Genomic DNA, 11,902 nt, shown 5'->3' on the forward strand with positions numbered 1-11,902 from the left:
GGAGCCGATCATAGTGGACCAGATGAAAATGCAGGTGCCGTCTCCGGGCGCTGACCTCTTCAAATCCTCCATGCGGAATCTGGCGGGTGCCGTTTGCGTCATCACAACAGGCACGAGTGAAACACGAACCGGCTTCACCGCAACATCCGTCACAGCACTTTCTGCGGATGGCCCGACTGTGATGGTCGCACTCAATCGTGGATCCTCGTCCTGGGAAATCGTCGAGAAAGCCAGACGGTTTTGCGTCAACGTCGTCGCTGAAGGTCAGGAAAACGTCGCCCACTCATTCTCGGGTTTTAATGGCCTTAAGGGTGCCAGCCGCTACGATGGCGCCGTCTGGCACACGATGGCGTCAGGCGGCCTTGCGCTGGATGGCGCTCTGGCAAGTCTGGACTGCGAACTCGAAGACGCGATCATCCATCGATCTCATGTGATCCTGATCGGCCTCGTCCGGTCGATAAGGACGCATGACGATGCCCGGCCACTTCTGTACTGGCGCGGAGAATATCAACACATCAGAAAGTGATATCCCGAGCGGTAGGCCCTTAGTCACGCACTGCGGTTCGGGGACGATGCGACAGACTGCTTTTTCGCGATCCCCATCACCCACATATGAAATTCTCTTCCGTAGGGCTTATCGAAAACGGAACGATCCCATGCCAGATAGTAGCTCTCGGGAAGCGGAAGGCGGATGTCGAAAGGAACAACAAGTGTACCGGCCTGCAACTCGTCCTCGATCATCGAGACCTGAGCCAGCACGAAGCCGTGTCCGTTGACCGCAGCGTCGATTGCGTTGCTCGACAGCGCGAAAAACAGGCTCGAGAGTTTTTCATTCACGGTCGCGCCAACCAGCTGCGCCCACTCGCTCCATTGTGGCGGACGGCTGTAATGGGCTTCCCACTCGATATTGAGCAAAGGGAATTTGAGAAGGTCGGCGGGCGCCGATAATGTCCGTCCCCCGAGCAAACGCGGCGAACATGCGGGAACCACCCAATCCGTATAAAGCGGCACGAAATGCGCGTGCACCTCTGCCCGCTTTCCATAGGTTATGCGAAAATCGCTCTGGCCGCCCGACAGGCTGGGTTCGTCATCCTTGCCGATGATACGGACATTGGCTTCCGGATAGAGAGCCTGCCACTCGAAGATCTTGCGGCCGATCCACTTGTTCACAACCGAGCTGAGCGCAGTCAGCACGATGCCGGTCTGGCTCCGCGCCCGTTCGAGAACATCGACGGAATGATTGAGCTGGCTGAAGCCTTTGGCGACTTCCTTGTGAAGAAGAACACCCCACGACGTCAGTTCCACACGGCGTCCGATACGTTCGAGGAGCGTAACGCCGAGATGGTTCTCAAGCTTGCGCACCTGTTGGCTGATGGCACTGGGTGTTACGCCCAGTTCTTTGGCGGCCGTGCTCATCGTGCCGCACCTTCCTACGGCTTCGAAAGCTTGCAGGGCATGGAGTGGGGGCATAGCCAATAGAGTATCTCCAGTTCTGCTTTTTGTTAAGTTTTTCTAAACAAAAACGCAACGAAAATCCGCTTGTCCCGCATCGCAACAAGGAAAATACTGTTCCGATTAAAGCGAGAACGGGGGAAGAAAATGTTTCTCAAGAATGCTTGGTACGTCGCCACCTGGGATCACGAAATCGGACGAGACCTGACACCCGTAACGATGCTCGGCGAAAATATCGTTCTTTATCGTCTTCAGAATGGCAAGCTTGCAGCGCTCGAAGATGCCTGTCCCCATCGCAAGCTCCCCTTGTCCATGGGGCGTATCAAGGGCGACGACGTCGAATGCGGCTATCACGGACTGACCTTCGACTGTTCCGGCGCCTGCACCCGCGTGCCGGGTGCAGAGCGTATTCCACATGTGGCCTGCGTCCGCTCCTACCCGGTGGAGGAACGTTACGGGCTCGTCTGGGTCTGGATGGGTGAGGCCGCGAAAGCCGATCCCGCAGAGATTTTCCATGTCGAACATTTCGGTGATCCGTCCTGGGGCGTCAATCGCGGCGAGTCGATGACGATCAACTGCAATTACCTCTACATGACGGACAATCTGCTGGACCCATCCCACGTCGCATGGGTGCATCAGAGCTCGTTCGCCAGTTCCGCCTGCGAAGAAACGCCATTGGAAACAACGGTGAAAAGCGATGGCGTCGTCGTCTGGCGCTGGATGCTGGATTCAGATCCAGCCCCCTTCTACGCACCGTTCCTGCAATTTGAGGGGAAATGCGATCGAAAACAGCATTACGAGGTTCGCTACCCCAGCAATGCCATCATCAAGGCCATCTTTGCACCATCAGGCTCCGGTGGCGAAGGCCGCGAATTGCCAGCCAATACGTTCTTGATGGACAGCTACAATTTCATGACGCCAGTCGATGAGAACCGCACGAAGTATTACTGGTTTCAGATGCGAAATTTCGCGCCCGACGACCCGGACGTTTCAGCGCGCTTCGCAACATCCGTACGCGGCGCATTCGAGGAAGACCGTGTCGTGCTGGAGGCGGTCCACCACGGGATCGCGAACAAGAAGACTCCAAACCTCGATCTGAAGATCGATGTCGGACCGCTGCGGTTCAGACGCAAGCTTTCACAGATGATCGATAGCGAGACCATGAATGTCGTCGCTGCCGCGGAGTAAGCGCCTGCGCCGGAATGACTAACGATATGGTCTTCGCCTGCTCAAATGGTCAGGCGGAGATGGCAAAAAAATAATAACCGGGAACATAGCTGGTGATCGGCAAAAGCCGACGCCCGCCACAAATCGGGAGTATCCTTGATGCGCCACATCAGGCAGCCTGAGCTCTATTCAGTGGACTATAATGTGCTGCGGCAACGTTTTCTTTCCGCCGCGCGCCGGTCGAATGCTGCGTTGTTCGAATATAAGCATCCATTGCATGGCCCAGATGGAGAGCACCTTTTCACGGATCTTGCATATCTGGGCGAACGCAACGCGTCAAAAAAACTCGTCATCTTGTCCGGCACGCACGGAGTTGAGGGGCAATTCGGATCGGCTTGCCAGGCTGAATGGCTTGCCGCAAATAACCCTTTACCGCTTCCTCCCGATACGGCTGTGGTGATGATCCATCTGATCAACCCGTGGGGAACAGCATGGAGCCGACGGGTCAACGAGGACAATGTCGATCTCAACCGAAACTTCGTTGACTGGAAGAGAGCGGTTCCACGAAACGAACGATACGCCCCACTCCATAATGCATTTGTCTGCGCCGAGTGGGATGGACCCGATCGTGACCGTGCCGATCAACTGCTGAGAGATGCCAAGGCCGCTTTAAATGGTCACGCCGGGATCGCCGCGATTATCGAAGCAGGCCAATACGACTTTCCAGACGGACTGTTTTATGGCGGCAACGGCCCGACATGGTCGAACCGCACCCTCAACGATATCTTGAGCACTTTCGTCAGTGGCGCGTCGGATGTCGTCGTCTTCGATCTTCACACCGGTGCAGGCCCTTACGGATATCCCGCACTGCTATCCGTGGCGGAAGAGGACCATGCCGGTCTGGAATGGGGCAGGAAAACCTATGGGCACGCACTCGCGGTCGTGATGACCGGCAATGGCGCAACGACCGATACCGGCATTGCGGCAACGGCCACGGGCTACGTTTCAGCAGCGGTCTGCAAATCCTTGCCGGAGAGCCGCGTATTGCCGCTGGTAATCGAATGCGGAACCCTTGAAGGCCCGGTGGTGATGGACGCCGTGCAGGCGGATAACTGGCTGCATCTTTTCGGGAATATCGAATCTCCGCTTGGGCAGAAAATCAAGAAGACGCTGAGAACGGCGTTCATTCCTGACGATCCCGAATGGCAGCAGAACTGTCTTGGGACAAGCTTGCGATATTTCGACCGCGCGCTGACCGCACTTGCCTCGGTTACTCCCCCGGCTTCAAAGGGCGCACCCGCTCCGGCTTTGGTGAGCGACTGGCCACCGGCCGTGCCTCTCAATACCAAACGCCATGAACGGCCAGCCGTTGAAGTTCATGATCTCCACAAAAGCTTCGGCACGCACGAAGTCCTGTCGGGCGTGGGGCTGAGTGCCGATCCCGGTGAAGTCGTTTCGATGATCGGCTCGTCAGGTTCCGGCAAGAGCACGTTTTTGCGCTGTATAAACCTGCTCGAACAGCCCAGCAGTGGAACGATCGTCGTTGATGGCGAGGAAATACGAATGAAGGGCGGAGCGAATGGCCGTTCGCAGCCAGCAGACATGCGCCAGGTCGAAAGAATTCGCGCCCGCGTGGGAATGGTATTCCAGAACTTCAATCTCTGGCCCCACATGTCCGTGCTTGAGAACATCATCGAGGCTCCCGTCCATGTTCTTGGCGAGCGTCGCCAGGATGCAATCGACCATGCCCATCAGTTGTTGAAGAAAGTGGGACTGTCGGAAAAGCATGCCCAATATCCCGGGCAGCTCTCCGGCGGCCAGCAGCAACGTGCGGCCATCGCAAGAACACTGGCCATGCGGCCAAAAGTCATCCTCTGTGACGAACCGACATCCGCTCTCGACCCCGAACTTGTGGGAGAGGTCCTGCGCGTGATCCGTCAGCTGGCAGAAGAGGGCAATACCATGATCCTCGTGACGCATGAAATGCAGTTCGCGCGCGAGGTATCTCACAAGATTCTCTTCTTACACAAAGGAAAGGTGGAGGAAGAGAGTACCCCGGCGGAATTGTTCACCAATCCGCGATCGGAACGCCTGCGTCAGTTTCTGTCGCGAACGTTATGACGTGATCCGCTGTGCCGGCGCTGTGTCCGGCAAATCAAACCCAACAAATAACCAAATAGGGGAATTCGCATATGAATCTGAAAGTCCTGTCACTCGCCCTGCTTCTTGCAGGCGTCAGCACGGCGCACGCTGCCGAAGGCGAATTGTCGATCGGCACCGAAGGTGCCTATCCACCATGGAGCATGGCCGATGCTGCCGGCAATGTAACCGGCTTCGACGCCAATGTCGGCAACCTGCTCTGCACGAAGCTCGCCGTGAAGTGCCGGTTCGTCGTGCAGGCCTTTGATGGCCTGATCCCTGCCCTCAAGGCGAAGCGCTTCGACGTCATCATCTCCGGGATGTCGATTACCCAGGATCGAAAAAAGGAAATCAATTTTTCGGTCGGATATGCTGAGCTGGCAAACATGTTCCTCGTTCCCAAGACGTCCGATCTCGCCGGCATCAAGGATATCGACACTTTGTTGAAGGGCTTGGACGGCAAGACGATCGGCGTTCAAACCGGCACGACGCACGCCCATTTCATCGAAAAGCGGGTACCGAATGCCAATCTCAAAACCTACGACACGCTCGACAATATGCAGATCGATCTCGCAAGCGGCCGCGTTGAGGCAGCATTTGCAGACGCCTCTGCACTTCAGGATTTTCTCGCCAAGCCCGAAGGCAAGGACTTTCAGTTTGTCGACGTGAAAGTTCAGAGCAAATTCGATTCCACCCTCGGCGAAGGGATCGGCGTCGGTATTGCCAAGGAGAACACCGAGCTGAAGACGAAGATCGACAAGGCACTGTGCGAGCTCGTCGCGGATGGTTCGATCGGCAAAGCGAGCCAGAAGTGGTTCAAGATGGATATCTCCAGACCCTGCAACTAAGACGCCTGCCCCGCTCTTCCCAGAAGTGCGGGGCAACCACTCAATCGCAACCTGACAGGGTGCGCACGGTCGAAGACGCTGACGATGCCTGCTGCCAAAAAGGCAAGGGAGTGCGCAGCAAAACCAAGGCAAATCCAATGGAGTCTAGTCTGATCCTAGTTTGGCAGGGTGGTTGGATAAGAGCCATTCTGCAGGGGGCCGCAATAACGATTGCCGTCGGTACGGTCAGCATGCTTGTCGGTGCGTTGATCGGAACCTTGTGCGGGGTCATCAAGTGGGCGCGGATATTCCCGCTGACACTTGTGGTAGACGCCTATACCTCTCTCGTGCGGGGGGTGCCTGAACTGCTTATCATCTATCTGCTGTTCTTTTCTTCCGTGCAATTCGTGACACAGGTTGCCACAGCTTTCGGATATGCTGCCCTTGCGGACAGCGGATATGCCTTCATCATTGCCATCATTGCCATCGGTACGATTTCAGGCGCCTACTCGACCGAGGTTATCAGGGGAGCATTGGCTTCCATCCCGACGGGACACATAGAAGCTGCGCGCGCACTGGGGATTCCCGGGCGCCGCATCTTCAGGCGCATCATCATCCCCCAAATGCTACGCATTGCCATCCCCGGTATGAACAATGTCTGGCAGACAACCATCAAGGACACGGCACTGGTATCGGTTGTCGGGCTACAGGAACTGATGCGCGCCGCCTCGGTTGGCGCCGGTAGCACCCGCAATCCCCTGATTTTCTTTCTTATCGCAGCCGTCGTGTATTTCGCGATCACCATCATAAGCCAGGCTGGATTCGACAGGGTCGAACGCCTGGTGAGACTAAGGGCGAGGAAGTAACGCGATGGATATCGAATTCCTGAAAACATCGATGCCTTTCCTCTTGAAAGGGCTTTCCACAACGGCGACCATAACCGCGATATCTGTCGCGATCGGTTTCAATCTCGGCCTTGGTCTTGCGCTCATGCGGCTGTCCGAAAACCGTTTCCTTGCCGGGTTTGCAAAATATTACAGCATGGTCTTTCGCGGTACACCGCTGCTTGTACAGCTGTTCCTGTTTTACTACGGGCTTGGCCAAATTGGCTTTATCAAAGGCAATGCCATAACGTGGTGGGTGATTAGTGATGGTGCGCGCTGCGCGGTCATGGCGATGGCGCTCAACACAGCCGCCTATACATCGGAGATTCTGCGAGGCGGATTATTATCGGTTCCCGCGGGTCTCAAGGAAGCGGCCAAAGCCACGGGAATGTCACCATTTATGCGTTTCCGCCGGATCGAATTCCCGCTCGCCATTCGCCAGGCTCTGCCGGCTTACGGCAATGAGCTGATCCTCGTCGTCAAGGGTACGAGCCTTGCCTCGACAATCACGGTTCTCGAGATCACGGGATATGCAAAGCGCCTGATGAGCCAGACATTCGCGATTTTCGAGGTTTTCGCCCTGGCGGGTGCCATCTACCTCGTCATCAACCTTACCCTCGTCATGCTCATCCGCATGCTCGAGGCACATCTGATGCGTCACGAAGCGCGCTGAAGGCCAGTAGTCTCGAACCTTACGACTGCCTGTCATCCGCATTTATGGACTATATCGCCGCCTGGACAGCCAAAAAAATGGCGTTCTGGCGAACTGAAACGTAGTCGCCTATATCGTGTCCGCGCCGCGCGCCTAAAGAGCGCGGCGTTGTCATGTCAGCCGGTGACTTTGCCGGGGTTAAGAGTGCATCCGCCATCAATTGCGGCCTTGATCTGCGTCATCAAGGCAAATTTTACCGGGTTTGCTGTCTCTCGCAACGAATGAATGCGTTTGGAGCCTATCCCATGTTCCGCCGAGAACGAACCACCCGATTGCGTCAAGTCGCGGTAGAGAACGGATTCGATGGCAGCAATCTTGGCGGTCGTCAGAGCTGTCCCGGCTGCATTGAGAACAATGTGAAGATTGCCATCGGCAATGTGGCCGAAGAGGTAGGGATCGAGGAGAGGATCGATTGACCGAAGCTCCGGTACGCAGCGAGCCACATATTCTCCGATCTGCGACAAGGGGACGGAGACGTCAAAGGACGGCGCAGCCGGATATCTGCGATAGATAAGGTCCGTGTCCTCCCTCAGACGCCACAACTCTGCTTCCTGCGCCTTCGATGTTGCGACGACAGCGGACACGTTCGGATAGGTTTCATACAGCCCCTCGTAAATCCGGCCGAGCTCCATCTGAAGCTGTTCCTCGTCACCGCCGCCCAGAGACATGATGAGGTTGACAGGATAGTCAGGGGCATAATCTGGCGCCGACCAAAGGTGCTCGCCCGCCGTCAGGGCGAAAAACGAATTCCAGATCGCTTCCGCCGCACACATGTGGCCATACCTCACGGTCAACCCCAGCCTGGTTGCCTCAAGAGCCGCTTCAACGGAGGGAAACCCAAAAAGTGCGGTGGCGGTTGCTGCGGGAACCGGCTCCAGCTTGATGGCAACCCTGGTCACTATACCAAGCGTACCCTCGGCCCCGATGAAGAGATGCTTGAGATCGTATCCTGCGGCGTTCTTCACCACGCGTGTCAGGTCGGAATATATCGAGCCATCAGGCAATACGACTTCCAGTCCGAGCACGCGATGTCGCATCACCCCATATCGAAAGGCAGAAATCCCGCCGGCATTGGTCGAGACCATTCCGCCAATCGTGGCAGAACCACGCGATGGCAAGTCGATGCCTGGCTCGAGACGATGCTCCGATGCGGCCGCCTGCAACGCTTGAAGCGTAACGCCCGCCTCCACAACGGCAACCCGCTCATCTGGATAGATTTCCACGATCCGGTTCAGCCGGGCGGTGGACACCACGATTTGACCGGGGACGGACACACCCCCGCCAACAAGCCCGGTTCGGCCACCCTGCGGTACAACCGATATACCATGGGCAACCGCAGTTTTTATGATCGACGCAACCTCGTGCGGAGATGAAGGGAAAGCAACCGCATCCGCACCGAAATTCGCAGGCGTTACGCCATAATCGAGATTGGCAACGGCATCACCGCGTTTCAGGTTCGACAGGCCGATAATCTGGTCGATTTCATTAAGAAACGCGGCGGACAAATCCCGTGTTGAGGCGGTATTGTGTTCGATCATGACGCGACTTTTGCCTCAGGAAGCTTATCTTTGAGTGAGCGTAACGCTTCGAGAAAACGGTCGTTTTCCGCAGGAAGCCCGACGGTCACACGAATGAAGCTGGCGAACTCCGGTTCTTTCCAGGGTTTGACGATGACGCCATGGGACAGGAAATGATCGAAAGCGATCGAACTGTCGCAACCAACATCGATGAAGAGAAAATTCGTCTGAGAGTCCGGAACGAAAAGATCAAGCGAGGCGATTGCCGCAGCCATGCGCCTGCGCTCCTTGATGACGCTTTCGACTGAAACCCGCATCCAGTTTTCGTCATCGAGCGCGGCAACTGCGGCCAATTGCGCGGCTGCATTGACGTTGAACGGTGTCTTTGCAGATGACATGGCCTGTGCCAGCCGCTCATCGGAAGCCACGGCATATCCGACGCGCAACCCAGCCAGCCCGTAGGCCTTCGAGAAGGTTCTGAGCACGACCCAGGAGATAGCGCTGTCAGCCAGTGTCTTAAGCCCATCTGGCGTATTCCCGTCGCAGAATTCGAAATAGGCTTCGTCGAAAACAAGCAACGTCTCTTTCGGGACAGCTGCAATGAGGGCTGAGAGCTGATCCAGTCGCAACGCCGGGCCCACGGGATTGGAAGGCGAGGAGATGAAGAATATCGATGGCTTTTCGCGCAATGCGGTCGTCATCGCCTCAAGATCGAACCGAAGATCCTTCGTCATCGGTATCTTGATGATTTTCGCACCATTTGCTTTGGGTTCGATTTCGTGAAGGCCGAAACCAGGTAGCATCGCGACCACGGTAGCATCCGGACGCAGGACCGCGCGACAAACGGCAGCAATCATCTCTTCCGAGCCGTTTCCAATCACAATCCGGTTTCCGGCAACGCCGATCTTTCGACTAAGCGCATCACGCAAGATCACACAGGCAGGATCCGCATAGCGTGAAGGGTCGAGACTGGCCAGCGCAGCGGTTACCTTCGGCGAGCAACCATATGGATTCTCATTGCTGGCAAGGGCCGCAATATCGGTCAAACCCGTCTTGCTTCGCGCAACGGCGATATTCATTCCAGCATTATAAGGCGGGAGTTCAGCAACGTGCGGGTTGAGTCTGAGTGTATCGGCCATGGGGTTGATCTCGCTGATTTGGATAAACGCTGGAATCTGGTTTCAGAGGTCGAGTACGACTGAACTCACGGGCTTGGAACAACAGAGGAGAACCTGCCCGGATGGCACGTCATCCAGCGGCTCTTCCACATATTCCACGTCGCCGGACACAAGGTCCTGGACACAGCTGCCGCAGACACCCGCGCGACAGGAGAATGCTGGCTCAATACCCCGGCTCTCCAGAAAGCTCAGGATGGATTTCGAGGCTGAATCCCACTCGAATCTGGCATTTGACTTTCCAAGAACGATCTCGATGCCTGAGTACTCAGGCTCTGACGCCACCGGAGCAACAGTGAGGCTGAGGTTTGCTTCCTTCTTCGGCTGCGATGGCGAAAGCAGGGAGGCAGGCCCGAAAAACTCGTAGGCAATCTTGCTTTTCTCCAAGCCGAGGGAGAGGAGCAGGTCATACATCGCCTGCATGAACGGCGGTGGTCCGCACATATAGACTTCGTAATCGTCCAGCGGCAGAAACGACTGCAAGGTCTCCCGCGTGATGAAACCGGCGGAATGGAACAGCCCGGCTTTAGCATCCTCGTCGGTCGGAAAACGATAACAGTAATGAATATGGACGTTGCTGCGCTGTTCAGCGAGCACCCGTACTTCTTCACGCAGCGCATGGGTAGCAGCCCCGTCGCAGGCATGGACGAACCAGACGGGCCGATCGCTTTCCGCAACCAAGACCTTCAACATGGATATCGTAGGTGTCAGCCCGACGCCACCGGACAAGAGAATAACCGGTCGCTGACTGGCCTTGTCGAGTTTGAAGGCACCACGCGGCCTGTCAATATGGATGACCGCACCCTCTTCTACGGCGTCATGGAGCCAGCACGAAACAAGACCATCGGCCATATCGGGCGCTAAAGCGGCCTCCCGTTTCACGGTAATACGATAGACCCCGATCTCATTTGGTCCTGACGAAACCGTGTAATTCCGGACAAGCGGTTCTTTGCCTTCGGGATGCGGTATCTGGATCGTCAGAAACTGGCCCGCCTCAAAAGTACACCAATCCGCAGGATCGAGAGGCGTGAGGTAAAATGACGTGATCGTGGCACTCTCGCGCACCTTGCGCTTTACCTCGAACGGGCGAAAACGTGGATCCAGGCGGGTCGTCATGATTTGCTTGTCCTGATGATTGCAATATCCGGAAATCCGCAGATCGCCTCGAAAGCTCTCCCCGTGAGATCGCTCAAGGCTTGCGTCAACCTGCAGACGATCAAAGGGTTTCGCGGGAGGCAGAACTTCCTCAAAAACTCGCTGGCAATTTGGTCTTCACCAATTTGCAGCCCCAAGGCCCCACCTCAATTTATCCCTCTGACAAATCTCATTATTTGCGCGTCAACAAAGAGAGACAATCCCGCCACAGATGCGTTTTTGTTTAGAAAAGCTAAACTAAGGGGGTTTGAATTGGCGCGAGCAACTCTGGATTTGCGCCCTCGTTTTTCACTGGGATACGCCAAAACAGAACGTGATCTTCAGAACCAATCGTTAGATAGTTGCAGAGTGCTCCGGGAGCAGGATACAGGCCTAGCTGCACGCTACCAGAGCCCCACGTGGCTATACCGCCAGCAATTCATTTGCGGTATCCAAGGCCCTAAACGCAAGGTGCCCTCCGGGATGGGAGGGCTTTGTTGTTGATAGTCTTGAAGATATTGGTTGCGGGGGCAGGATTTGAACCTGCGGCCTTCAGGTTATGAGCCTGACGAGCTACCGGGCTGCTCCACCCCGCGTTACCAGCGTAAATCCCTATTGGATTTATCGCGACCAGCGTAAATCCCTATGGGATTTATCGCGACTGCATCACAGGGACGCTGTGATGTATAGTTCCGGAGCAAATTGCCGAAGGCGATTTGTCTCCTTTAAGGGACGCACGTTGCGTTTTCCTTATGTTTTCATGTTACGCAATGCAAAAAGGCCGCTTTGAGCGGCCCTTTGTATCGGCTGGGCCGAAGAGTTTGCTTGAGAAGATATTTGTTGCGTTTTGCAGACCTGGCAGCGACCTACTCTCCCGCGTCTTGAGACGGAGTAC

At 56.0% G+C, this 11,902-nt stretch carries 10 protein-coding genes, 1 tRNA gene and 1 pseudogene; 7 read left to right on the forward strand and 5 right to left on the reverse strand.

Translation table 11 applies throughout. The annotated features are described in order from the left end of the window. The first annotated feature begins 10 nt into the window (after positions 1-10). Positions 11-526: a flavin reductase gene (locus tag ACQZ6D_RS07765; protein ID WP_111804637.1), complete on the forward strand. Its 516-nt coding sequence runs from the start codon at positions 11-13 to the stop codon at positions 524-526. A gap of 23 nt (positions 527-549) precedes the next feature. Here ACQZ6D_RS07765 and ACQZ6D_RS07770 read toward each other — a convergent pair whose 3' ends face one another. After that, positions 550-1,470 (reverse strand): LysR family transcriptional regulator, encoded by a 921-nt coding sequence (locus ACQZ6D_RS07770; RefSeq protein ID WP_080797685.1) that lies wholly within the window; start codon positions 1,468-1,470, stop codon positions 550-552. Between the two features lie 129 nt (positions 1,471-1,599). Here ACQZ6D_RS07770 and ACQZ6D_RS07775 point away from each other — a divergent pair, with 129 nt between their 5' ends. From ACQZ6D_RS07775 to ACQZ6D_RS07800, 6 genes and pseudogenes are all read left to right on the forward strand, one after another. Beyond that, a complete protein-coding gene (locus ACQZ6D_RS07775) occupies positions 1,600-2,640 on the forward strand; it encodes an aromatic ring-hydroxylating dioxygenase subunit alpha (protein ID WP_013636820.1) in 1,041 nt (346 codons plus the stop codon). A gap of 138 nt (positions 2,641-2,778) precedes the next feature. Further along, on the forward strand, positions 2,779-4,740 hold the full coding sequence (locus ACQZ6D_RS07780; protein ID WP_448729755.1) for a DUF2817 domain-containing protein: 1,962 nt from the start codon (positions 2,779-2,781) through the stop codon (positions 4,738-4,740). 71 nt (positions 4,741-4,811) lie between these two features. Beyond that, positions 4,812-5,606: a transporter substrate-binding domain-containing protein gene (locus ACQZ6D_RS07785; protein ID WP_448729756.1), complete on the forward strand. Its 795-nt coding sequence runs from the start codon at positions 4,812-4,814 to the stop codon at positions 5,604-5,606. Between the two features lie 137 nt (positions 5,607-5,743). Continuing rightward, on the forward strand, positions 5,744-6,451 hold the full coding sequence (locus ACQZ6D_RS07790) for an ABC transporter permease (RefSeq protein WP_035198759.1): 708 nt from the start codon (positions 5,744-5,746) through the stop codon (positions 6,449-6,451). Between the two features lie 4 nt (positions 6,452-6,455). Beyond that, positions 6,456-7,142 carry an ABC transporter permease gene (locus ACQZ6D_RS07795; RefSeq protein ID WP_013636823.1) on the forward strand — a complete coding sequence of 229 codons (687 nt, stop codon included), beginning with the start codon at positions 6,456-6,458 and terminating at the stop codon, positions 7,140-7,142. Then, a pseudogene (locus ACQZ6D_RS07800) lies at positions 7,121-7,246 on the forward strand (S-(hydroxymethyl)glutathione synthase); the annotation flags it as partial. The gene ACQZ6D_RS07795 and the pseudogene ACQZ6D_RS07800, both read left to right, overlap by 22 nt. Positions 7,247-7,297: 51 nt before the next feature. Here the strand turns inward: ACQZ6D_RS07800 and ACQZ6D_RS07805 are convergent. The 4 genes from ACQZ6D_RS07805 to ACQZ6D_RS07820 form a co-directional block, all read right to left on the reverse strand. Continuing rightward, complete coding sequence (locus ACQZ6D_RS07805) at positions 7,298-8,719, reverse strand: FAD-binding oxidoreductase (protein ID WP_448729757.1); 1,422 nt, start codon at positions 8,717-8,719, stop codon at positions 7,298-7,300. Then, positions 8,716-9,837 (reverse strand): histidinol-phosphate transaminase, encoded by a 1,122-nt coding sequence (gene hisC, locus ACQZ6D_RS07810; protein WP_065702559.1) that lies wholly within the window; start codon positions 9,835-9,837, stop codon positions 8,716-8,718. Before hisC ends, ACQZ6D_RS07805 begins: the two co-directional genes overlap by 4 nt. A gap of 42 nt (positions 9,838-9,879) precedes the next feature. Beyond that, on the reverse strand, positions 9,880-10,989 hold the full coding sequence (locus tag ACQZ6D_RS07815; protein WP_065702558.1) for a 2Fe-2S iron-sulfur cluster-binding protein: 1,110 nt from the start codon (positions 10,987-10,989) through the stop codon (positions 9,880-9,882). A gap of 537 nt (positions 10,990-11,526) precedes the next feature. Further along, positions 11,527-11,603, reverse strand: a tRNA-Met gene (locus tag ACQZ6D_RS07820). Between the last annotated feature and the right edge of the window lie 299 nt (positions 11,604-11,902).

The sequence above is a fragment of the Agrobacterium sp. 22-3639C2 genome, assembly GCF_053522105.1.